Origin of the sequence: Citrobacter sp. Igbk 17, assembly GCF_028069775.1 — a bacterium.
Lineage (GTDB): Bacteria > Pseudomonadota > Gammaproteobacteria > Enterobacterales > Enterobacteriaceae > Citrobacter.
Genome location: NZ_JANEWI010000011.1, coordinates 62,621 through 83,787, shown reverse-complemented (window position 1 = coordinate 83,787; position 21,167 = coordinate 62,621). Strand labels below are relative to the sequence as shown.

Sequence of the window (21,167 nt, the reverse complement as noted above, 5' to 3'; positions counted from 1 at the left end):
GGGTAACAAGAGAGAATACAACTATGTATCACCTTCGAGTACCGCAAACAGAAGAAGAATTAGAGCGTTACTACCAGTTTCGCTGGGAAATGCTGCGTAAACCCCTGCACCAGCCAAAAGGCTCCGAACGGGATGCCTGGGACGCAATGGCACACCATCAGATGGTGGTGGACGAAGAAGGTAATTTGGTCGCGGTAGGGCGTCTGTATATCAATGCGGATAACGAAGCCTCCATACGCTTTATGGCTGTTGACCCCTCGGTGCAAGAAAAGGGGCTCGGAACACTGATGGCGATGACCCTTGAATCCGTGGCACGCCAGGAAGGGGTGAAGCGCGTCACCTGTAGCGCTCGTGAGGATGCGGTGGAATTTTTCGCCAAGCTGGGGTTTGTAAGCCAGGGGGAAATCACCACGCCGCAAACCACACCGGTCCGCCACTTCCTGATGATTAAGCCCATTGCGACGCTGGACGATATTCTTCATCGTGGTGACTGGTGTGGGCAACTACAGCAGGCCTGGTACGAACATATTCCGTTAAGCGAGAAAATGGGCGTGCGTATTCAGCAATATACCGGGCAGAAATTTATTACCACGATGCCCGAGACAGGGAACCAGAATCCGCACCACACCCTGTTTGCCGGAAGCCTGTTCTCGCTGGCAACGCTTACCGGTTGGGGGCTTATCTGGCTGATGTTGCGTGAGCGTCATCTGGGAGGAACGATTATCCTCGCCGATGCACATATCCGCTACAGCAAGCCGATCACCGGGAAGCCTACTGCTATCGCCGATCTGGGCTCATTGAGTGGCGATCTTGACCGTTTGGCAAGAGGCCGCAAGGCACGTGTGCAGATGCAGGTGGAGCTTTTTGGTGACGATACGGCGGGCGTGGTGTTTGAAGGCACGTATATCGTATTGCCTGCGAAGCCGTTTGGTCCTTACGTCGAAGGTGGGAATGAAGAAGAGTAGGAGGAAATCCCTACTCTTCACGCTACCCGATTCGCGTTTTACTCGTGTGTTGCAACTCGCCAGGCCACGTCGCACATTGCGTTTCGTGCCGTCTGGCTTACGCCTCCTAACTGAAAAAATCCGTGGATGACGCCGAGATAGCGCTGGCAGGTGCAGTCCACGGCTTGCTTCTGAAGCTTGTGATACAGGGCTTCTCCTTCATCGCACAGTGGGTCAAATTCAGCGGTAATGATGTGGGTCGGTGGTAACCCGTTGAAATCGTCGCGCCACAGCGGGCTGACTTCCGGATGGTATGGGTCAGTCTGTGGCATATACATCTCGTAACCGGACAGCAGTGTGTCACGTGTAATGATGTAATCCCGCCCATTGCGGGTGTAGCTCTCAAATCCGGCGGTTGCGTCGAGCATGGGATAAATCAGCACGAGTTGTGCAGGTTGCCATTGCTGTGCGGCTTTCAGGCGCAAGGCGCAAACGAACGCCAGATGTCCGCCAGCACTGTCGCCAGCGAGCGTGATGCGCGTGCGATCGACACCCAGTTTCTCTGCATACTTCCAAATGATGCTAGCGCCTTTTTCGGCATCGTCGTGTGCTGCTGGGAAAGTATGCTCTGGTGCGAGGCGATATTGTACCGCAATGACCCGACAGCCGCTGTACCAGGCGAGTTGCCTTAGCTGGTTATCATGTGTAGCGAATCCACCGCTGACAAAGCAGCCGCCGTGATAATAAATCACGCAGGGTAGGTTTCCCATGGCGCCCCGTGGCGAAACAACGCGAAACGTCATGGTTTCGAGTTCAATATCTTCAACTTGCACGCGGGATTCTGTTTCTCCGGCCAGTACCGTACTGGCGATGTAGCCAGCCCTCCGGTCATCAATATTCTGCTCGCGTGCAGAAGGACGCCCCGCCGCAATAAACGCCTCAACCAGCTGTGCAATCCCGCTTTCCAGTGCCATTTATTATTTCTCTTATCTGTATGGATATACAGCTTTATAACCTGGATTACCACGGATGAAAATCGGAAAAGTAGGGGGATGTATGATTCTGGAAAGTGGCTCGCAAAAGTAAAAATCGTTAGTGTGAAGGCTATTTTCCCGCTTTTCTCACGTGTATGTTGTGTGGAAATTAATCGTCAATGATATACTGGAGGTATATGTGAGTATGATGGCTGGGATGGATATGGGCAGAATTTTACTCGATTTATCAGACGAAGTGATTAAACGCCTTGATGACCTCAAAGTGCAGCGCAACCTGCCGCGAGCAGAGCTTTTGCGGGAGGCCGTTGAACAATATCTTGAAAGGCAGGATCAGGCTGAAACAGCTATTTCACGTGCTCTTGGGCTGTGGCAAGGCTGTGAGGAAGATGGTGTTGAATACCAGCGTAAACTTCGTGAGGAATGGTAATGGTCAAAGGATTAGCGCTTTTTGATACCAACATCCTCATCGACCTGTTTAGCGGGAGAAATGAAGCAAAACTAGCGATAGAAACATGGTCGCCACAGAACGCAATCAGCCTCATTACATGGATGGAGGTGATGGTGGGCGCAAAAAAATACCATCAGGAAGCCCGTACTCGCGTTGCGCTAGGCGCTTTTAACGTGATCGGCGTTTCACAGGATATTGCTGAACGAAGCGTGAGTATCAGGCAGGAGCATGGGATGAAATTGCCGGATGCCATTATTTTGGCCACTGCGCAGATTCATCGTCTTACACTGGTTACGCGTAATACCAAGGATTTTGCAGGCATATCAGGCGTGGTCACGCCATATACGTTCTAACCCGGGCGACTTACGCCGCCCGGTGGTGCGGAGTACCTACTCCCCTTCACCCGGGAACAGGAACGGGTTGATGGAGCTACGAGCAAAACCCTCTTGCTCCATATGTGCGTCCAGCATCAGTGAAGCGAGATCGTCAGCAACAGCTTCTACTTTCGGGTCTTTTTCCTGATAGAGAATCTTCAGGTAAGTACCACAGTCGCCGCAGCTTTCTGCTTTAATTGCCGCTTGCTCGTTATCCAGTGACCAGTAGTTCAAATCACGGCTCTGTTCGCAGTTGCTGCATTTCACGCGCACGACGTGCCACTCGGTTTCACACAGGTTGCAGTGCAGATAGCGCAGCCCCTGAGTAGTGCCAATTTGCACCATGCTGGAAACAGGCATTGAACCACATACCGGGCAGTACTGGCGTTGTTCACCGTACTCCGCACGTGCTTTGCCAGGGATCAGACTTGCCATCTGCGCCCAGTAGAGCGACAAGGCCGCCCAGATGAACGGTGCTTTGTCGCTGCTGACAGAGGCAAAATCAGAGGCAAACAGCGCGCTGGCCATCAGCTCAAGTTCCTGCTCTGAGGCTTTTTCCAGATTTTCGATCACCGCCAGTGCAGGGCCGCTCATTTCTGGCTTCAGCTCTGCAATTAACGACTGCAGCAGTTTTTGCCAGTGTTTATCGCGCGGCAGGACGTGGATATCCAGCGGTGGTTTACCCTGATCGTTCGCTTCTTTGATGCGAGCGGTCAGATCTATCTGCAGCGGATGGTCATACAGCACCACTTCCTGCGCGTGGGCGATCAGCGCGGCAAAGCGCAGATAATCACCCAGCGGGTTGTTCTCGGCCAGCTCGCGCAGACGTTCGGCGCGGCGGTTATACAAATTTTTGAGTCTGGGGAATAACAACGGCGGAATCATATCCGCCGTGCGTTTCTCGCTCGAACCCAGCTCATCTTGCGGGATTATGCGAATACTCATTCAGTTTTCTTTTCCGTTGTCTTTCGGACTTCACGGTACCAGCGTGGGTGATGTTTCTTCGCCCATGAACTGGTAACCCATCCTTCCACCATCGCGGTAATGGTGCCTTTCACCCAAAGGGCGGCGTAAATGTGCACCATGATAACCACAATTAACGCTACTGCGGCAAATGAATGCAGCATTAACGCGAATCGGATCACCGGGATTGAGAAAGCAGGCGCAAAATACGGACGCCAGATGACCACTCCGCTAACCAGCAACAGGACCAGGAAGATAATCGCCGCCCAGAATACGCATTTCTGGCCGAAGTTATAACGTCCCGTGTCACCTACTTCCTCGTTGACGACAATCTTACGAATATTCTTCGCCCAAAAGATATCATCCCGATTGATTAGATTGTGGTGCCAGTATCGGAAAAACATGATGATAAACGAGGCAAACATAATCACGCCGACAAACGGGTGCACAATTCGCGCCAGCTGCGGAGTGCCCATGATGTGCATCAGCCAGTTAAACGACGGGAAGAGAAAGCCCATCCCGCTCACCGCCGCCAGAATGAAGCAGAAGGCGGTTACCCAGTGGTTGATGCGTTCCGGCGCCGTGTAGCGCACGATGGTGTCACGTCGTTTCATTTGCGCACCTCGTCGTCTTTTTCATGCAGATTGTCTTCTTCCTCTTCCGCACGGTTTGGGCCTACACCGACGTAGTGGAAGATACTGGCCGCAAATGTCGCTGCAAAGCCGACCGCTGCGAGGGGTTTCCAGATGCCTTTCCAGAATTTGACGGTGGCGCTGATTTCCGGGTTCTCTGGCAAGCCGTGATACAGGTTCGGCTTGTCAGCATGGTGCAGCACATACATCACGTGCGTACCGCCAACGCCTGCCGGATCGTACAGACCCGCATTTTCGTAACCACGTGTTTTCAGCTCCGCGACACGCTCGCCCGCCAGCGTTTTCATCGACTCTTTGGTGCCGAAATGAATGGCACCGGTTGGGCAAGTTTTTACACAGGCCGGTTCCTGGCCCACCACCACGCGGTCAACACACAGCGTACATTTATAGACGCGGTTGTCTTCCGGGTTGAGGCGCGGTACGTCGAACGGGCAGCCTGCAATACAATAGCCGCAGCCGATACACTGCTCGGACTGGAAGTCGACGATACCGTTGGCATACTGAATGATTGCCCCTTCAGCCGGGCATGCTTTCAGACAGCCCGGATCGGCACAGTGCATACAGCCATCCTTACGGATAAGCCATTCGAGTTTGTCGTCTTGTTCCACTTCCGAGAAGCGCATCACCGTCCAGGATTTGGCGGTCAAATCAGCCGGGTTGTCGTACACCCCAACGTTGTTACCCACCTCATCACGGATGTCGTTCCACTCCGAACACGCCACCTGACACGCTTTACAGCCGATACAGGTGGTGACGTCGATAAGCTTCGCCACCTCTTCCTGATGGTCCCGCGCCTGAGGCGCGGGAGTGAAACCGTTAGTGGCGGAACGACGAATGATGTCTTGCGATTGATAAGCCATAGGTCGTCTCCGTTACACCTTTTCCACGTTCACGAGGAAGGACTTAAATTCCGGTGTTTGCGTGTTCGCATCACCGACGAATGGCGTTAACGTGTTGGCGATAAAGCCTTTTTTAGCTACGCCTTCGTAGCCCCAGTGAATAGGAATACCGATAGTGTCGATATCCTTACCGTTTGCCTTCAACGTGCGAATACGTTTGGTCACCACTGCTTTGGCTTTAATGTAGCCGCGGTTAGAGGAGACTTTGACGGTATCGCCGTGGGAGATGCCCAGCTTATTTGCCAGTTTCTCGCCAATTTCCACAAACTGTTCCGGCTGTGCGATGGCGTTAAGCAACGCATGTTTGGTCCAGTAGTGAAAGTGTTCGGTCAGACGATAGGTTGTTCCGACGTACGGGAACTTATCTGCTTTACCCAGTGCTTCTTCGTCGCCTTTAAAGATACGGGCGGCAGGGTTAGAGATAACGTTCGGGTGCAGCGGGTTAGTTCCCAGCGGCGTTTCAAACGGCTCGTAGTGTTCCGGGAACGGACCTTCCGCCATCTTATCGATAGCAAACAGACGTCCCATCCCTTCAGGTTGCATGATGAATGGCCCAACGTTGCTGCCCGGCGCGGCGGCGCTGTAGTCCGGAATATCCATTCCGCTCCATTTCGCCCCGTCCCATTTCAGGATCTGACGTTTTGGATCCCACGGATTCCCCTGTGGGTCAGCGGAGGCGCGGTTATACAGAATGCGTCGGTTGAGCGGCCATGCCCATGCCCAGCCCAGCGTATTGCCAAGACCTGACGGGTCGGCGTTATCGCGACGGGCCATCTGGTTGCCTTCCGGCGTCCAACTGCCGGCGAAAATCCAGCAACCGCTGGAGGTGGTACCATCGTCACGCAGTTGGGCGAACGAGCTCAGCTGTTGGCCTTTCTTCACGATAACCGCGCCAGTTGCCGGATCGGTAATATCGGCCAGCGCCTTACCGTTGCTCTCCATTGCCACTTCTTCTGAAGCCGGTTCGTGCGGGGTGGAGTAGTTCCAGGTCATGCTCAGCACCTGTTCCGGGTTCGCACCACCTTGTTCGGCGTACATCTTACGCAGACGCAGGAAGATACCGGCGAGGATTTCACCATCGGTAACGGCAATCCCTGGGGCATCCGCGCCTTTCCAGTGCCACTGCAACCAGCGACCGGAGTTCACGATAGAACCGTTCTCTTCGGCAAAGCAGGTGGATGGCAGGCGGAATACTTCAGTCTGGATTTTCGACGGATCAACATCGTTCGACTCACCGTGGTTCTGCCAGAAGGTGGACGTCTCGGTATTGAGCGGATCGATGGTCACCAGGAACTTCAGTTTAGACAGTGAAGCCACAACCTTGTTTTTGTTCGGGAATGACGCGACCGGGTTAAAGCCCTGGCAGATATAACCATTTACTTTGCCCTGGTTCATCATCTCGAAGTACTGCAGCACGTCGTACCCTTTATCCCACTTCGGCAGCCAGTCAAAGCCCCAGCTGTTTTCCGCTGTCGCCTTATCGCCAAAGAAGGCTTTCATCATCGAAACGAAGAATTTCGGGTAGTTGCCCCAGTAGTTCACCTGGCCTTCCAGCAACGGTTTTGGCGTGTTGGCGGCAAGGTAGGTTTGCAGGTCGGTTTGTTTCTCGCTTGGCAGCGTCATGTAGCCTGGCAGGCTTTGTGACAGCAGGCCTAAGTCAGTCAGACCCTGGATATTCGAGTGACCGCGCAGGGCGTTAACACCGCCGCCAGCCATCCCCATATTGCCAAGCAGTAACTGGATCATCGCCATGGTGCGGATGTTCTGCGCACCAACGGAGTGCTGCGTCCAGCCCAATGCGTACAGGAACGACGCGGTTTTATCTTTTACGCTGGTTTCTGCGATGTACTCACAGACTTTCAGGAAATCAGCCTTCGGTGTACCGCAGATGTTTTCCACCACGTCCGGCGTGTAGCGGGAAACGTGCTGTTTCAGCAGATTCCACACGCAGCGCGGGTGTTGCAGCGTAACATCGCGTTTGGCGAAGCCTTTTTCATCCAGCTCGTAGTTCCAACTGGTTTTGTCATACTTGCGTTTATCCGCATCGTAGCCCGTGAACAGGCCATCTTCGAAGCCATAATCCTCACGCACGATCAGACTGGCGTTGGTGTAGGCTTCGGTGTATTCGCGGTTGAATTTTTCGTTATTTAGCAGGTACAGCAAGACGCCTGACAGGAAGGCAATGTCAGTGCCAGAGCGAATAGGAGCATAGAAATCAGCCACCGCTGCGGTTCGCGTAAAGCGAGGATCTATCACAATCAGCTTCGCGCCGTTGTGAATTTTGGCCTCCATCGCCCAGCGGAACCCGACCGGGTGAGCTTCAGCGGCGTTACCGCCCATCACCACAACGAGGTTGGCGTTTTTAATGTCGACCCAGTGGTTGGTCATCGCACCGCGACCAAATGTTGGAGCAAGACTTGCTACCGTTGGTCCGTGTCAGACGCGTGCCTGGTTGTCGACCGCGAGCATACCCAGCGCGCGGGAGAATTTTTGTGTTAAATAGCCGGTTTCGTTACTGGACGCGGAAGCACACAACATCCCGGTGGAAAGCCAGCGGTTAACGGTCACGCCTTCAGCGTTCTGCGCAACGTAGTTAGCGTCGCGGTCTTCTTTCATTAGCTTCGCGATGCGGTCAAATGCCTCATCCCAGCTAATTTGTTGCCACTTATCAGAGCCTGGTGCGCGGTATTCCGGGAATTTCAGGCGGCTTTCGGAGTGGATGAAATCCACCAGACCGGCCCCTTTAGGGCAGAGCGCGCCACGGTTGACCGGGTGATCCGGGTCCCCTTCGATATGGAAGATGGATGCTTTGGCATTTTTTGCGCCGTCACCGAGGCTGTACATCAACAGTCCACAGCCAACGGAACAGTAAGTGCAGGTGTTACGGGTTTCGCGGGTGCGCAGCAATTTATATTGCCGTGTTTCCGCGAGCGCTACGCCGGGCGCAAAGCCCAGTGCCGCTGCCGTGGTGCCTGCCATACCGCCAGCGCAGATCTTAAAGAACTGCCTTCTGCTGACCTGCATGGTTCGCTCCTTGTTTCGACATTGTCACATTCCCTTCGCTTTTCTTTAACGCGAACGCGAGGGAAGTGGTTGTTATTTTTCTTTGCGGACGGGACCGCAAAGGTCCAGAATTGGGTGAATTTCCCTCCGTCCAGGAGGGGTTTGTAAAGAATACCACAATGTTGGTATGTGTGTTCCAATATGGTTAAAAGAAAGTGAATAAAATCCATCAAGAAGAAGTCAAAAATGTGATGAATTGTGCAGGATCGCGTCAGTTGACCCTCTGGAAGCGTGAGGATTTGCAACATCCTCAGCCAGATGAAGTCGCTGAAGAAGTGCCCGTTGCGTTGGTTTACAACGGAATTTCGCACGTGGTGATGATGGCATCACCGAAAGATCTTGAGCACTTTGCGATGGGTTTTTCGCTGTCTGAAGGCATTATTGAATCCCCGCAGGATATTTTTGGCATGGATGTGGTGCCTTCCTGCAATGGATTGGAAGTCCAGGTTGAACTGTCCAGCCGTCGTTTTATGGGGCTGAAGGAGCGTCGTCGCGCGCTGGCCGGACGTACCGGTTGCGGCGTTTGTGGCGTGGAGCAGCTCAATGACATTGGCAAACCGGTCCAGCCTCTGCCGTTTACCCAGACATTTAACCTGGCGAACCTCGATACCGCATTACGGCATTTGCACGATTATCAGCCCGTGGGACAGCTCACAGGCTGTACGCACGCTGCGGCCTGGGTACAGCCATCAGGCCATTTGGCGGGGGGCCATGAAGACGTGGGTCGCCACGTTGCGCTGGATAAACTGCTGGGACGACGCGCAGTGGAAGGGGAAAGCTGGCAACAGGGCGCGGTGCTAGTTTCCAGCCGCGCCAGCTACGAGATGGTGCAGAAGTCGGCAATGTGCGGCGTGGAAATTCTGTTTGCCGTCTCTGCGGCGACCACGCTTGCCGTGGAAGTTGCCGAACGCTGTAACCTGACGTTGGTGGGTTTTTGCAAACCGGGCAGGGCGACGGTCTACACGCATCCGCAACGTCTGATCGCGCTGTGACGCCACCAGGCGGCCAGAATGCTGCCTGAAAATGCCAGCTCCATGATTACGGCAACTGGCGAGCCGACAATCACATTGTTCAGTAGCCAACACAGGCTACCGCACAATGTGTAACTCCGTAGTTTTCCGCTGTGTTTTTGAAACGACGCAAAGGTCATCAGCAGGCTTCCCATCAGCGGCAAAATACTCGACAGATTTTGCCAAAGATAAACGCTACACAGCAGCGATCCCAGCATAAATCCCCACATCGCCCAGCGGTGAAACGTGACGATGGCCGTCGCGTAGCGGCATGCGGCAATGATCATTAACCCAGCCGCAGCGTGTTGATCCAAAAGATAGAAATGGATAGCCAACAGGGAAGTGGAGCTGGTGAGCAGAGATAAAGTGATAGCCCGGCGCTGAAAATGAAAAGCGGAAATATCCAGTAAGAAGCTGATGCCAGCCAGCATCTGAGAGAGAAGAAATGCGTTCATTGTGGTCGCCATCTATGAAAGAGTGACGGGACAATAATCGACGCATCAGCGTAAGGCGTTAACCTTTGTTAAGACGCTGGCGAATACGAGACAGGCTAACGGGGGTAATGCCGATATAGTTGGCGAGATCGCGCTGAGTGAGTTGCGACTCCCAGTCCGGGAAGTGTGTTTGTACATACTGGTAGCGCTGTTCTGGGGTATTGAGCAGCAGCATTTGTTCTTTTTTCTCTTTGTAGATCAACTGCTGGACCAGTAGCTGGGTCTTAATATCCTGATTTTCCGGCGCATCCAGCAACGCCAAGGGGATTTCAGTGGTTTCACCAGCGGCGATCATTTGCAGACTGTAATCAGCAGGCGTGTTGGTTAGCCAGTTCAGGTACAGAAAGCAGTACTCCCCGGCAAAGTAGAACTCTTTAACCCTTTCAACGCCGCTGTCTGCGTGATACACCGCACGTGCAACGCCATGATGTAAAAGATGAATTTTACTTTGCGGTTCACCCTGACGCAGTAACCAACTTCCCGCCGGTTGCGTTTTTCTTCGGCTGCCTGCAAGCCACTGTGATTCCCGATTATGTGACATCTTATCTCTCAAATAATTTGAATAAGACTGGCAAATCCTTCCGCTTTTAGTTGTGTGATATGAAGGCTACTATTTATCACATCAAGGCACAGTGCCTTACTCAAACAACTAAGTGAAAGGGTTTATATCATGAAAAGCATCAAAACTTTTGTCGCAGTTATCGCTCTCGCTACTTCTTTCGGTTCTTTCGCTGCCCAGACTGTTACAGCGACCGGCTCCACACTGGAAAGCGCTGAAGCTAAAATTGCCGCTCAGGCTGAACGTGCGGGTGCCAGCGATTATAAAATCACTCAGGCTTACACCGGTAACCGTGTGCATATGACCGCTGAACTGCTGAAATAAGTTATCTCAGTACGGTAGAAAGAGCGCCCCAGGGGCGCTTTTTTAGTTTATACCCGCCATTCTCAGCAGTGCGGTTACCACTGCTGCAGCGATAATCACCACAATCAATGGCGTCTTGCGCCAGGCGAGAAAGACCGCAAAACCCACACCGAGTACGCGCGCCATGCCGGCAAAGTGTTCGCCTTCATAAAAGGTGGTTGCCAGCGCGACGGAGAACAGTAATACCGTTGCAGCATCAGAAAGCAACGCCTGTGAACGTTCAGAAAAGGCTAAACGCCCTCCCAGTTTTGCTCCCCCTAAGCGCATTAAATATGTGCCCAAAGACAGCACGGCAATCCCGACGATAAACAGCGTCATATTACCCATTATTTTTTCCTCGCCAGTAAGCCAAACAGTGAGAGCAGTACCGGCAAGCCTACCGGTGCGAAAGGTACGGATGCGAGTGACAATGCGGCCCCGCTACAGGCACGGATGAGCGTGGTGCGGTTTTTAAAGGCCGGAACCACTAAGGCCAACAGAATGGCAGGGAAAACGGCATCCAACCCAATGGTTTCAGGTGCCGGGAGCAGCTTACCGACACCGGCACCGATCAGTGTGCCAATTGGCCAGAAAATGGCGACGCCCAGACCGCATAACCAGTAGGCAGCTTTACGTTGTTCCGGTGTTTTCTGCGACAGGCCGAACACCACGCTTTCATCGTTCATGATATGGCAGCCGAGAAAGCTGGCGGCGCGAGTACCGACCAGATCGCGTACCGTAACGCCAAACGGCACATGTCGGGCATTCACCAGTAACCCGGCCGCCGCTGCCGCCAACGGATTTCCGCCGCTGGCGATAATACCGATGAACATAAATTCAGAAGCCCCGGCCAGCACGGTAATCGAGAGTACAAAGGGCACCCAAATTGGGAAGCCGTAAGCCATTGCCAGCGAGCCGTAGGACATGCCCACCACACCGACGGCCAGGCACACTAAAAAAATTGCTTTTATCGTGTCGCCTTTGAGGCTGGAGAAATAATGTTTCATACTGTTTTAGCCATATCGAACGAATTTCCATTATAATGAACGGAACAGAATTGCTTTACAAGTCGAACGATTCGTTCGATATAAAAAACGCAGAGTCGAATATGACCCAACCCATCAGTATGATTGCCAAAAGTCTGGTGCGCGAACGTCAGCGTACCGGTTTGTCGTTGGCAGAGATTGCACGTCGTGCGGGGATTGCAAAATCTACGCTTTCCCAGTTGGAAGCCGGTAATGGAAATCCTAGCCTGGAAACGCTGTGGTCACTGTGTGTGGCGCTGGATATCCCCTTTGCCCGATTACTGGAACCGCAGGAGCAAAAAACGCAGGTGATTCGCCGCGGTGAGGGGACAAAAGTGGTGGCGGAACAGGCCCATTATCAGGCGATTTTATTGGCAGCTTGCCCTCCAGGCGCCCGACGGGATATCTACCTGCTGCTGACGCAACCCGGTGCAGACCGCATTTCACAGCCACATTCACCGGGATCGGTGGAGCATATTATTGTGACGCAGGGGAAGGCGCTGGTCGGGTTGACTGAGGCACCGGAAGCGTTGGGTGAGGGAGACTATATCTGTTATCCCGCCGATCAAGCCCATATCTTTAAAGCACTGGAGCCGGATACCCAGGCGATTCTGGTTTCTGAGCAGAACTAACTGTTATGTTGCGTTGTGCCGGATGCGGCGCGTTAGTGCCTTATCCGGCCTACAAGACTGAGCAAAATTGAATTGTCGGATGGCGCTATCGCTTATCCGACCTACAAAAAATAAAACCGTAGGCCCGGTAAGCTTGCGCCACCGGGCATATAACTTACAGCAGATAAAATACGTCTTTTAGCGCTGAGCTGACCGGGCTGTTGTCTGCATTGGTGGGCATTACGTCACGCATATACTTCCACCAGCGCTGGCAAACCTCAGTCTCGGCGACGGCATTCCAGCGCGCTTCGGACTCGATCTCGACTGTGGCAAACAGCAGGTTGCGCGTCTCATCGAGATAAATCGCGTAGTGATGTGCGCCGTGGGCTTTCAGCACTGCTTCCAGCTCGGGCCAGATGGGGTTATGACGACGTTGATACTCAATGTGTGCATCGGCATTCACCTGCATCACAAAGGCTTTGCGGATCATAACGCCTCCAGATACAGCTCGCGGATTTCATCGCGGCTGGCTGTGCGTGGGTTACAAGGCGCACACGGATCGGCCAACGCTTTGTCCAGCCAACCTTCGATATCTTCTTTGGTTACCCCAAGCGAACTAAAGCCGACAGGAATACCTACGCGTTTGCTCAGTGTGCGGATCGCGTTGATGGCTTCCATACTTGCTGCCTCATCGGTCATGTCGCGGGTATCGACACCCATTGCCTGCGCCACGCGGGCAAAGCGTGCCACGGCGTTGGGGCGATTAAAATTCTCGATTATTGGCAGCAGGATGGCATTGCAAACGCCGTGCGGCAGGTTGTGTGTCGCGCCCGGCTGGTGCGCCAGCGCATGCACCAGGCCAAGACCGGCACTGTTGAACGCCATGCCCGCGAGATACTGGCCAAACGCCATCTGCTCACGGGCATCAAGGTTATGCCCATCGTCGACAGCTTTTGGCAACCACAGATTAATCAGGCGAATCGCTTCTAACGCGTTGGCATCGGTCAATGGATGTGCGCCGACGGAGACATAGGCTTCAATGGCGTGGGTCAGGGCATCCATACCGGTCGCGGCAGTCACGGACGCCGGTATCTCCAGCATCACGCTGGCATCATCCACGGCGATATCCGGAATGATGTTCGGGTCGATAATGACCTCTTTGACCTTACGCGCGGAGTCAATAATGACTGCATTGCTGGTCATTTCCGCCGCCGTACCTGCGGTGGTGTTAATGGCAACCAGCGGTACGCCCGCATTTTTCACTTTTCCCACCCCGGAGTACGCCGTGGAGGGACCCGGGTTAGCGGTCAGGATCTTCACTGCCTTAGCGGTATCGATTGGGCTACCGCCGCCGAAAGCAATAATGTAGTCGCACTCTGCGTCCTGATAGGCGGCATAGCCTTTTTGTACCAGCTCTTCGGTTGGGTTCGGGAAAACGTCGTCGAACAGGTGGTAAGACATCTGATGTTCATCCAGCGCGGCAAACAGGCTATCCAGCAAACCCAGCTTCACCAGTTGGCCATCGGTGACGATCAGCGCTTTGCCCCATTGTTTGTTCGCCACAAGGCTCACCATATCGCGGATTGCCCCTGCGCCATGCAGACTGATTTTTGGTAATGCCAACATAAAGCTCATCACTATTCTCCTTAACAATAAAATCCTGTAGGCCGGATAAGGCAAAGCCGCATCCGGCGTTGAGTGGGGAGGTATCAGTACAGCTCTATGGCACTGGTCAGCGGGGTCACGCCAAAACGTTTGCCGAGTGCGATCAGCTCTTCACGTGTGATGGTTTGCTTCATACCGCCCATCGAATAAATTTTGACTAACACCTCAGCGGATTTTTCTGCGGTGTCGATCAAGCCGAACGCTTCGTCAAGCGTTGGCCCACTGCCGAATACGCCGTGGAACGGCCATAGTACCAGTGAGTGTTGCTGCATTTCCTGCGCGGTAGCCTGACCGATCTCATCGGTACCCGGTACCATCCACGGTAGAATGCCGACGCCATCCGGGAACACGACCAGACATTCAGTGCTGCCTTCCCACAGCTTACGGGTAATCAGTGCCGTGTTGTTTTCCAGTACGTAGGTCAGTGCGATCAGATTGGTGGCGTGGCAGTGCATGATTACGCGGTCTTTGCCGTTGGTGGCTTTAATGCGTTCACAGTGAGAGAGGAAGTGGGCCGGCAGTTCTGAAGTCGGCACGGCTTCATGGGTCAGACCCCACAGGATGTGATAACCCGCGCCGTCGCTGTCAATTTTCACCACGCCTAAATTGGCGGCCGGGTCGAGCTGAACATTACGGAAGAACTTGCCGGAACCTGTGACGATAAATGATGTGTTCGCCAGCATCGGCATAGGCTGACTCAGCGCAATATAGCGCGGTTTTTCGTGGAAATCGGCGCTAAATGGCGCAATATCTGCTTCATCAAGACGTAACGTCAGGTTACCGCCGTTGCGCTCATCCCAGCCTTTCAGCCAGGCATCAGAAGTCGCTTTGATCATCCCCTGGACGAACCAGGACGTGGTAATGTTATGCATGTCGGTGTTCCTGTTTATTGCCCGAACGTTATCGGGTCTTACGCTGGCCGGATAAGCGCAGCGCCATCCGGCAATCGTGTTTCATTCACTGCCGGATGGCGACGCAGGGCGTCTTATCCGGCCTACAGCCTGGCGTCACGCTTAGCTACGTTGGCTCAGAATCTCTTTTTCATAAGCGCGCACACTTTCCAGCCACTGGCTACCGGCTGGGGTGTCGTGACGCTGGCAGTACATCTCCCAGACGGCCTGCCACGGCAGCGATTTTTGTTCTTCCAGCAGGGCCAGACGGGCGGTGTAGTCGCCGCTGGCTTCGAGCTGACGTAACTGTTCGGTTGGCTCTAACAGTGCACGTAACAGGGCTTTTTTCATGTTGCGGGTACCGATAACCCATGCGGCAATGCGATTGATTGAGGCGTCGAAGAAGTCGAGGCCAATGTGTACGCGGTCGAACAGGTTGTGGCGCACGATCTCACTGGCAATCGCCTGAGTTTCATCGTCCAGCAGCACCACGTGGTCGCTATCCCAACGAACTGGACGGCTGACATGCAGCAGCAGGCGCGGCACGTACAGCATGGCGGCGGAGATCTTGTCGGAAATGACTTCAGTCGGATGGAAGTGACCTGCATCCAGGCACAATGCTGTCTGGCGGCTGGTGGCATAACCCATATAGAACTCGTTAGAGCCGACGGTGTAGCTTTCAGCGCCGATACCAAATAGCTTGCTCTCAACGGCATCGATATGGTGCGCCGGGTCGAACTTCTCGCTGATCACGTCATCCAGCGCTTCCAGCAGACGCTGGCGCGGCGCTAAACGGTCAACAGTGATGTCTTTCATGCCATCGGGGATCCAGATGTTCATCACCGACGGCGTACCCAGTTGCTCGCCGAAATACGCAGAAACGCGGCGGCTGGCTTTACAGTGGTCAATCCAGAACTGGCGGATATGGTCGTCGGCGTGCGCCAGCGTGAAACCGTCGGCACTCAGCGGGTGTGAGAAGCAAGATGGGTTGAAATCCAGCCCTAAGCGGTTCACTTTTGCCCATTCCACCCAGTTTTTGAAGTGTTCGGGTTTGATTTGGTCGCGGGCAACCGGCGTCTCTGATTCCAGATAAATGGCATGCAGATTCAGACGTTTAGGGCCAGGGATCAGACTGAGTGCCTGCTCCAGATCGGCACGCAGTTCGCTGGCGTTACGCGCTTTGCCCGGATAGTTACCGGTTGCCTGAATTCCACCTGTGAGCGAACCTTCCGGGTTTTCGAATCCGGCTACGTCGTCGCCCTGCCAGCAGTGCATGGAGACCGGCAGACGATCGAGCTGGCGTAATGCTTCCTCGACATCAATACCTACCGCTGCGAAACGCAGTTTTGCCAGTTCCCAGGCTTGTTCAAGTTGAGTGGTCATGCGCAAAGCTCCTTTGTCTGTCGTAATGGTTGAAACTGCGCTTTGTGGCGGGCAATTTCACTTTCAGGATTGGGGATGAAGGTTGTCAGGTCGTAGTTAGCGCGTACCACCTGGCGGAAATCATCGACGTTGTTTAGCTCATCCAGCGTCATCAACTGGACGCCAATATTGCCGAGCGTGGAGGCCTCAATAGGCCCGGATATGACGCGAATACCGCAGGCATCCGCGCAAAGTTGGTTGAGTAATGCGTTCTGGCATCCACCACCGACGATGTGCAGTTGGTGAAATGCTTCGCCGCGAAGCTCAGCCAGTTCCTGCAGGATATCGGCGTACAGCAACGCCAGACTGTCGAAAATGCAGCGCGCCAGTTCGGCATCCTGCATCGGCACTGGCAGGCCAGATTCGCGGCAGGCTGCCTGAATTTCCGCGCTCATGTCGTCAGGATTGATAAAGCGCTCGTCGTTGGGGTTAATCAGAAACTGGCAGGCCGGCAGCGCCTGGGTTTGGGCGATAAGCGCAGGCAGGTCGGTTATCTGCCGCTCTTTTAACACGCGCTGGAGTAGCCACAGCCCCATGATGTTTTTCAGCACGCGGTAGCGTCCTTCCGCGCCGCCTTCGTTGGTGATATTCGCCGCCAGTGCCGCATCGTTGGCATATGGGGTTCGGCTTTCAAAACCCATCAGTGACCAGGTGCCTGAAGAGAGGTATGCGCTGTGTTTATCGGCCAGCGGTGAAGCGATCACCGCACTGGCGGTGTCATGGCTGGCGACGGCAACCACCGGGATTTGATTTTTCTGCGGGCAAATCCAGTGACCAATTACGTTCCCCGGATGCGTGGGGCGGCCAAACCACGCTTTGTCGGCACCACTCCAGGCAAGCAGGGTTTCGTCCCAGTCGTCGGTGTTGATATTGACCAACTGGGTGGTGGTGGCGTTGGTATATTCCCAGTTCATTTCTCCGGTCAGGCGATAGCTGAAGTAATCGGGGATCAGCAGGGCATGCGCCACCTGGGGGATCAGTTTTGGTTGCTGTTCGACCAGCGCGCGGAACTGATACAGGGTATTAAAGGGCAGAAACTGAATGCCGCTACGGCGATAAATGTCACTTTGACCTGGCTGCGTCATGGCCCGCGACATAATGCCGTTGGTGCGGCTATCGCGATAAGAGACTGGCAATCCGACACGCTGACCGTTTTTATCGATCAGGACATAATCCACGCCCCAGGTATCAATGCCGATGCTGTCGATCCGAATGCCTTGATCGCAGACTTTCTGCAGACCGAGGCGAATGTCGTTTTCCAGGCTGTCGATGTCCCAGGTGTCAAAACCGTCTGTTTTTTGCAGGCAGTTAACAAAGCGGTGGATTTCACGCAGTGTCAGGGTACGGTGTTCACTGTCGTAACGCGCCAACATTACGCGTCCACTGGATGCACCGAGATCAACAGCGACACAATGGCGAAGAGTCATAGCGAGGTCCTTCTGAGTTTCATTGCACTCAGTCTAAGAACCCGTGAAATGGCGTACCTTCTTGTTAATGACAACGACAATAGGCGGCTGGCAGCATGGCAAAGGTGAACGTGATAGCGTTCACAGTTTCTACTAATAGGGATGGTTTCTTCTGATGTGAGCCCTTTCGCAATTCCCGATCTTTCCCGCTATTTCTTGAAGAATTGACCGTGTTTACGCACTTTGGCGTCAAAAATTTAAGGTGAGGGTGATAACCCTTAATTACTATTCAGCCATGTTCATTTGATCGGGGTGGATGTCATCATGACCGTATTGCATTGCGTGGATTTTTTTCCGACAGGTAAAGCGCCCGTGGCGATTGAACCCCGGCTTCCTCAGCCTGCTTTTCCAGAGCATCATCATGATTTTCATGAAATTGTAGTGGTTGAGCATGGTACGGGAATTCATGTATTCAATGGACAGCCTTATACCATTAGCGGGGGAACGGTGTGTTTTGTCCGCGATCATGACAGACACTTATATGAACATACTGACAACCTGTGTCTGACCAATATTCTGTATCGTTCCCCGGATGCGTTTCAGTTTTTGGCCGGGCTGAATCAGTTGTTACCCCAGGAGCTGAATGGGCAATATCCATCGCACTGGCGGGTGAATCAGAGCGTGCTGCAGCAGGTTCGGCATCTGGTGGGACAAATGGAAAATCTTGGTGAGGCAATGGATACCCCAACGGCGGCAAATCGTGAGATCTTGTTCATGCAGTTGTTGGTACTGTTGCGTAAAAGTAGCCTGATGGAAGCGGCAACAGATAATGATGCGCGACTGAACCAACTACTGGCATGGCTGGAGGATAATTTTGCCGACGAAGTGTGCTGGGAAGCCGTAGCCGAGCAGTTTTCGCTCTCTTTACGTACTTTGCACCGTCAGCTTAAACAACAGACCGGGCTGACGCCACAGCGCTATCTCAACCGCCTACGGCTTATCAAAGCCCGCCATTTGCTACGTCACAGTGATGACAGCGTGACGGACATCGCTTATCGCTGCGGGTTTGGTGACAGTAACCATTTTTCGACGCTGTTTCGCCGGGAGTTTAACTGGTCGCCGCGCGATATCCGACAGGGACGCGATGTCATTACTGGAAGCAGCCTCCAGTAACGCGAAAGCTATCAACGTTTTTTTCCGTCCGTTTGCTGATAATCATACCCTTTTATGCCGGATGGCGGCTGTGCCTTATCCGGCCTACGTGGATGCCTTGTAGACCGGATAAGCGTAGCGCACCTGGCAAGCGTTCAGGTTGAGGTGATGTGATGATGAATCATCTGGTCCTTCTGAAATCAGACTTTTTTGCGAATGACCAACAGGCCGTCGCGGTGGCCGATCGTTACCCGCAGGATGTGTTTGCCGAACATACTCATGAGTTTTGCGAGCTGGTGATGGTGTGGCGCGGCAATGGCCTGCATGTTCTCAACGATCGCCCGTACCGGATAACCCGTGGCGATCTGTTTTATATCCGTGCCGAAGACAAACACTCCTACACCTCAGTTAACGATCTCGTCCTGCAAAATATCATTTACTGCCCGGAACGGCTGACGCTGAATGTCGGCTGGGAAAGCGCGATCCCAGGATTTAACGGCTCGCCGCGACAGCCCCACTGGCGGCTTGGCAGCGCTGGTATGTCCCAGGCCCGGCAGATAATTAGTCAGCTTGAACACGAGAGTAATCAGCGTGACCCGCTGGCTTTTGAAATGGCTGAATTGCTGTTTGGGCAACTGGTGACTCATTTCAAACGGCATCGCTATGCCACGGATACGCTGCCAGCGACATCAAGTGAAACGTTGTTGGATAAGTTGATTACCGCGTTGGCCGGGAGTCATGAACATGCCTTTGCGCTGGATAAATTCTGCGAGCAGGAACAGTGCAGTGAGCGAGTTTTGCGTCAGCAGTTTCGCAGCCAGACCGGAATGACCATCAACCAGTATCTCCGCCAGGTGCGGGTTTGCCATGCTCAGTATCTGCTCAAGCACAGCAGACTGATGATCGGTGAAATTTCTATGCGCTGCGGCTTTGAAGACAGTAATTACTTTTCGGTGGTATTCACGCGAGAAACCGGGATGACGCCGAGCCAGTGGCGTCATCTCAGCAGCCCGAATGATTAACTGGCCATTCCCAGACCGACAATATTTGCCGCGAGAATAATGACCACGCAGCCGAGGCTCAGTACGCTGACCGGACGGCGGCCCGCGTTTTTCCACTCTTTCAGCACCAGACCAACAATACCACCGCACAGGACATAGAAGCTCATGTGCAGCATCCAGCTGACATAATCATACTGCGCCGGAATGCGAGCGTGGCCCCAGGCGTAGAAGAAGAATTGTAGATACCACATCAGACCACCGAGCGCGGACAGCAGCACGTTGGTGATGATCAGCGGTTTGGCTAACGAGAAGTCGGCTTTTATCGAAAGATCTTTCACTTTTGCCAGACGAATAAAACAGAAGCCCAGGTTGACTAAAGCACCGCCGCCCATGATGACGACATAGCTTGGCAGCGCGACGTACAGCGGATCGACGCCCAGCGCGGCAGCAGCATCGTGCATGGGTTTCGCCGCGTTCATCGCAAAGGACATCCCGGCAGAGAAAATGCCGCACATTACCGCCAGTACCAGCCCCTTCTTCAGGTTGAACTCTTCTGCTTTGATGCCCATTTTACGTTCTTTCAACTGCCCTGCGCGGGTCACAATGCCCACGCCGATCAGCGCGACCAATACGCCCAGTAGCGTCATGCGTCCGCCATTGGTGTTGATCAGCACATCAAAGTTACCGTTGATGATAGGGGTCATCAGCGTGCCGACAATCAGGGTAATACCAATCGCAATACCAATCCCCATCGACATGCCGAGATAGCGCATGGTCAGGCCATAGTTGATATTACCGATCCCCCACATCGCGCCAAACAGGAATACCGGTGCCAGCGTGGAGAGGCTAAAAGAGCTGAAGTAGGCCCAGAAATTGGGAAGCAACATGGCGCTGATGGTCCATGGCAGGATAAGCCAGGAGACGATCCCGCCAACCGACCACATTGTTTCCCATGACCAATGTTTAACTTGTTTGAACGGGGCATAGAAACAGGCTGCGCTGGCTGCACCTATCAAATGCCAAAAAATACCCATCGTAATCGCGTTACTCATGACTGAATCCTCGTTATTTTTTATCGTCGGTCATAACCCCTCCGACACAACGAGTTTAAAAATTACGCAGATGATTAACCTTTTGACGATTGCCGCCTTTGTCCTCTTGTTGGCAATCATCACGTTAACTGGGTGATTTGGCTCACATCTTCAGTAATGGTGATGAATAATTAAGACCCTGTAAAAAGTACGGCATTGA

General features: G+C 53.6%; 23 protein-coding genes. 8 read left to right on the top strand and 15 right to left on the bottom strand.

Annotated features, from left to right (window positions below; translation table 11 throughout):
• Positions 1 to 23 precede the first annotated feature (23 nt).
• Positions 24 to 965, top strand: coding sequence for a fatty acid biosynthesis protein FabY (gene fabY / locus NNO08_RS09130; protein WP_170974333.1), 942 nt, complete (start codon positions 24 to 26; stop codon positions 963 to 965).
• A 38-nt stretch (positions 966 to 1,003) separates the two neighbouring features.
• Here the strand turns inward: fabY and NNO08_RS09125 are convergent, their stop codons facing one another.
• Entirely contained in the window at positions 1,004 to 1,918 is a 915-nt protein-coding gene (locus NNO08_RS09125; protein ID WP_271456594.1) for an alpha/beta hydrolase, read from the bottom strand.
• Positions 1,919 to 2,123: 205 nt separating this feature from the next.
• On the opposite strand from NNO08_RS09125, the gene NNO08_RS09120 reads away from it, so the two are divergent.
• The gene (locus NNO08_RS09120) at positions 2,124 to 2,366 is read left to right on the top strand and encodes a CopG family transcriptional regulator (RefSeq protein WP_003825279.1); all 243 of its coding nucleotides are present in this window, start codon (positions 2,124 to 2,126) and stop codon (positions 2,364 to 2,366) included.
• Positions 2,366 to 2,740: a type II toxin-antitoxin system VapC family toxin gene (locus NNO08_RS09115; RefSeq protein WP_271456593.1), complete on the top strand. Its 375-nt coding sequence runs from the start codon at positions 2,366 to 2,368 to the stop codon at positions 2,738 to 2,740. Before NNO08_RS09120 ends, NNO08_RS09115 begins: the two co-directional genes overlap by 1 nt.
• Before the next feature lie 36 nt (positions 2,741 to 2,776).
• On the opposite strand, the gene fdhE is transcribed toward NNO08_RS09115, so the two are convergent.
• From fdhE to fdnG, 4 genes are read right to left on the bottom strand one after another with little or no spacing between them, the layout of a single operon-like run.
• The gene (gene fdhE / locus NNO08_RS09110; RefSeq protein ID WP_271441465.1) at positions 2,777 to 3,706 is read right to left on the bottom strand and encodes a formate dehydrogenase accessory protein FdhE; all 930 of its coding nucleotides are present in this window, start codon (positions 3,704 to 3,706) and stop codon (positions 2,777 to 2,779) included.
• Complete coding sequence (gene fdoI, locus NNO08_RS09105; RefSeq protein ID WP_137381433.1) at positions 3,703 to 4,338, bottom strand: formate dehydrogenase cytochrome b556 subunit; 636 nt, start codon at positions 4,336 to 4,338, stop codon at positions 3,703 to 3,705. Before fdoI ends, fdhE begins: the two co-directional genes overlap by 4 nt.
• Positions 4,335 to 5,237 carry a formate dehydrogenase O subunit beta gene (gene fdoH, locus NNO08_RS09100; protein ID WP_202037268.1) on the bottom strand — a complete coding sequence of 301 codons (903 nt, stop codon included), beginning with the start codon at positions 5,235 to 5,237 and terminating at the stop codon, positions 4,335 to 4,337. Before fdoH ends, fdoI begins: the two co-directional genes overlap by 4 nt.
• A gap of 12 nt (positions 5,238 to 5,249) precedes the next feature.
• Complete coding sequence (gene fdnG / locus NNO08_RS09095; protein ID WP_158654566.1) at positions 5,250 to 8,300, bottom strand: formate dehydrogenase-N subunit alpha; 3,051 nt, start codon at positions 8,298 to 8,300, stop codon at positions 5,250 to 5,252.
• A 230-nt stretch (positions 8,301 to 8,530) separates the two neighbouring features.
• On the opposite strand from fdnG, the gene fdhD reads away from it, so the two are divergent.
• Complete coding sequence (gene fdhD, locus NNO08_RS09090) at positions 8,531 to 9,331, top strand: formate dehydrogenase accessory sulfurtransferase FdhD (RefSeq protein ID WP_442870778.1); 801 nt, start codon at positions 8,531 to 8,533, stop codon at positions 9,329 to 9,331.
• Here fdhD and NNO08_RS09085 read toward each other — a convergent pair.
• Both NNO08_RS09085 and NNO08_RS09080 read right to left on the bottom strand, forming a co-directional pair.
• The gene (locus NNO08_RS09085) at positions 9,298 to 9,804 is read right to left on the bottom strand and encodes a YgjV family protein (protein ID WP_271441468.1); all 507 of its coding nucleotides are present in this window, start codon (positions 9,802 to 9,804) and stop codon (positions 9,298 to 9,300) included. The two genes, fdhD and NNO08_RS09085, sit on opposite strands and share 34 nt — an antisense overlap.
• A 58-nt stretch (positions 9,805 to 9,862) precedes the next feature.
• Complete coding sequence (locus NNO08_RS09080) at positions 9,863 to 10,384, bottom strand: Crp/Fnr family transcriptional regulator (RefSeq protein ID WP_271441469.1); 522 nt, start codon at positions 10,382 to 10,384, stop codon at positions 9,863 to 9,865.
• A 129-nt stretch (positions 10,385 to 10,513) separates the two neighbouring features.
• On the opposite strand from NNO08_RS09080, the gene NNO08_RS09075 reads away from it, so the two are divergent.
• A complete protein-coding gene (locus NNO08_RS09075) occupies positions 10,514 to 10,726 on the top strand; it encodes a DUF1471 domain-containing protein (protein ID WP_003825262.1) in 213 nt (70 codons plus the stop codon).
• 42 nt (positions 10,727 to 10,768) lie between these two features.
• On the opposite strand, the gene NNO08_RS09070 is transcribed toward NNO08_RS09075, so the two are convergent.
• On the bottom strand, positions 10,769 to 11,092 hold the full coding sequence (locus tag NNO08_RS09070) for an AzlD domain-containing protein (protein ID WP_137381438.1): 324 nt from the start codon (positions 11,090 to 11,092) through the stop codon (positions 10,769 to 10,771).
• Entirely contained in the window at positions 11,092 to 11,751 is a 660-nt protein-coding gene (locus tag NNO08_RS09065) for an AzlC family ABC transporter permease (protein WP_271441470.1), read from the bottom strand. Before NNO08_RS09065 ends, NNO08_RS09070 begins: the two co-directional genes overlap by 1 nt.
• A gap of 101 nt (positions 11,752 to 11,852) precedes the next feature.
• Between NNO08_RS09065 and NNO08_RS09060 the strand changes: the two genes are divergently transcribed.
• Positions 11,853 to 12,401, top strand: a complete 549-nt coding sequence (locus tag NNO08_RS09060) for a helix-turn-helix domain-containing protein (RefSeq protein ID WP_271456591.1) — start codon at positions 11,853 to 11,855, stop codon at positions 12,399 to 12,401.
• Positions 12,402 to 12,555: 154 nt separating this feature from the next.
• Here NNO08_RS09060 and rhaM read toward each other — a convergent pair whose 3' ends face one another.
• The 5 genes from rhaM to rhaB form a co-directional block, all read right to left on the bottom strand.
• The gene (rhaM, locus tag NNO08_RS09055) at positions 12,556 to 12,870 is read right to left on the bottom strand and encodes an L-rhamnose mutarotase (protein WP_271456590.1); all 315 of its coding nucleotides are present in this window, start codon (positions 12,868 to 12,870) and stop codon (positions 12,556 to 12,558) included.
• Positions 12,867 to 14,015 (bottom strand): lactaldehyde reductase, encoded by a 1,149-nt coding sequence (fucO, locus tag NNO08_RS09050; RefSeq protein ID WP_271456589.1) that lies wholly within the window; start codon positions 14,013 to 14,015, stop codon positions 12,867 to 12,869. Before fucO ends, rhaM begins: the two co-directional genes overlap by 4 nt.
• Positions 14,016 to 14,089: 74 nt before the next feature.
• Positions 14,090 to 14,917 (bottom strand): rhamnulose-1-phosphate aldolase, encoded by an 828-nt coding sequence (gene rhaD / locus NNO08_RS09045; protein ID WP_271454382.1) that lies wholly within the window; start codon positions 14,915 to 14,917, stop codon positions 14,090 to 14,092.
• Between the two features lie 141 nt (positions 14,918 to 15,058).
• Positions 15,059 to 16,318, bottom strand: coding sequence for an L-rhamnose isomerase (gene rhaA / locus NNO08_RS09040; RefSeq protein ID WP_271449564.1), 1,260 nt, complete (start codon positions 16,316 to 16,318; stop codon positions 15,059 to 15,061).
• Positions 16,315 to 17,784 (bottom strand): rhamnulokinase, encoded by a 1,470-nt coding sequence (gene rhaB, locus NNO08_RS09035; protein WP_271456588.1) that lies wholly within the window; start codon positions 17,782 to 17,784, stop codon positions 16,315 to 16,317. Before rhaB ends, rhaA begins: the two co-directional genes overlap by 4 nt.
• A 303-nt stretch (positions 17,785 to 18,087) precedes the next feature.
• Here rhaB and rhaS point away from each other — a divergent pair, with 303 nt between their 5' ends.
• The gene (gene rhaS / locus NNO08_RS09030) at positions 18,088 to 18,936 is read left to right on the top strand and encodes an HTH-type transcriptional activator RhaS (protein ID WP_048214016.1); all 849 of its coding nucleotides are present in this window, start codon (positions 18,088 to 18,090) and stop codon (positions 18,934 to 18,936) included.
• A gap of 152 nt (positions 18,937 to 19,088) precedes the next feature.
• Positions 19,089 to 19,937, top strand: coding sequence for an HTH-type transcriptional activator RhaR (gene rhaR, locus NNO08_RS09025; protein WP_271456587.1), 849 nt, complete (start codon positions 19,089 to 19,091; stop codon positions 19,935 to 19,937).
• Here the strand turns inward: rhaR and rhaT are convergent.
• Entirely contained in the window at positions 19,934 to 20,968 is a 1,035-nt protein-coding gene (gene rhaT, locus NNO08_RS09020; RefSeq protein WP_271456586.1) for an L-rhamnose/proton symporter RhaT, read from the bottom strand. The genes rhaR and rhaT overlap by 4 nt on opposite strands.
• Positions 20,969 to 21,167 lie beyond the last annotated feature (199 nt).

Bases quoted from the DNA above. Each gene is read 5' to 3' on its own strand.
- NNO08_RS09080 (WP_271441469.1), bottom strand. From the start codon at position 10,384: ATGTCACATAATCGGGAATCACAGTGGCTTGCAGGCAGCCGAAGAAAA.
- NNO08_RS09060 (WP_271456591.1), top strand. From the start codon at position 11,853: ATGACCCAACCCATCAGTATGATTGCCAAAAGTCTGGTGCGCGAACGT.
- rhaD (WP_271454382.1), bottom strand. From the start codon at position 14,917: ATGCATAACATTACCACGTCCTGGTTCGTCCAGGGGATGATCAAAGCG.
- fabY (WP_170974333.1), top strand. From the start codon at position 24: ATGTATCACCTTCGAGTACCGCAAACAGAAGAAGAATTAGAGCGTTAC.
- NNO08_RS09075 (WP_003825262.1), top strand. From the start codon at position 10,514: ATGAAAAGCATCAAAACTTTTGTCGCAGTTATCGCTCTCGCTACTTCT.
- rhaR (WP_271456587.1), top strand. From the start codon at position 19,089: ATGATGAATCATCTGGTCCTTCTGAAATCAGACTTTTTTGCGAATGAC.
- fdhD (WP_442870778.1), top strand. From the start codon at position 8,531: ATGAATTGTGCAGGATCGCGTCAGTTGACCCTCTGGAAGCGTGAGGAT.
- NNO08_RS09070 (WP_137381438.1), bottom strand. From the start codon at position 11,092: ATGGGTAATATGACGCTGTTTATCGTCGGGATTGCCGTGCTGTCTTTG.
- rhaS (WP_048214016.1), top strand. From the start codon at position 18,088: ATGACCGTATTGCATTGCGTGGATTTTTTTCCGACAGGTAAAGCGCCC.
- rhaB (WP_271456588.1), bottom strand. From the start codon at position 17,784: ATGACTCTTCGCCATTGTGTCGCTGTTGATCTCGGTGCATCCAGTGGA.
- rhaM (WP_271456590.1), bottom strand. From the start codon at position 12,870: ATGATCCGCAAAGCCTTTGTGATGCAGGTGAATGCCGATGCACACATT.
- fdhE (WP_271441465.1), bottom strand. From the start codon at position 3,706: ATGAGTATTCGCATAATCCCGCAAGATGAGCTGGGTTCGAGCGAGAAA.
- fdoI (WP_137381433.1), bottom strand. From the start codon at position 4,338: ATGAAACGACGTGACACCATCGTGCGCTACACGGCGCCGGAACGCATC.
- NNO08_RS09120 (WP_003825279.1), top strand. From the start codon at position 2,124: ATGATGGCTGGGATGGATATGGGCAGAATTTTACTCGATTTATCAGAC.
- NNO08_RS09125 (WP_271456594.1), bottom strand. From the start codon at position 1,918: ATGGCACTGGAAAGCGGGATTGCACAGCTGGTTGAGGCGTTTATTGCG.
- NNO08_RS09115 (WP_271456593.1), top strand. From the start codon at position 2,366: ATGGTCAAAGGATTAGCGCTTTTTGATACCAACATCCTCATCGACCTG.
- rhaA (WP_271449564.1), bottom strand. From the start codon at position 16,318: ATGACCACTCAACTTGAACAAGCCTGGGAACTGGCAAAACTGCGTTTC.
- fucO (WP_271456589.1), bottom strand. From the start codon at position 14,015: ATGAGCTTTATGTTGGCATTACCAAAAATCAGTCTGCATGGCGCAGGG.
- fdoH (WP_202037268.1), bottom strand. From the start codon at position 5,237: ATGGCTTATCAATCGCAAGACATCATTCGTCGTTCCGCCACTAACGGT.
- rhaT (WP_271456586.1), bottom strand. From the start codon at position 20,968: ATGAGTAACGCGATTACGATGGGTATTTTTTGGCATTTGATAGGTGCA.
- NNO08_RS09065 (WP_271441470.1), bottom strand. From the start codon at position 11,751: ATGAAACATTATTTCTCCAGCCTCAAAGGCGACACGATAAAAGCAATT.
- NNO08_RS09085 (WP_271441468.1), bottom strand. From the start codon at position 9,804: ATGAACGCATTTCTTCTCTCTCAGATGCTGGCTGGCATCAGCTTCTTA.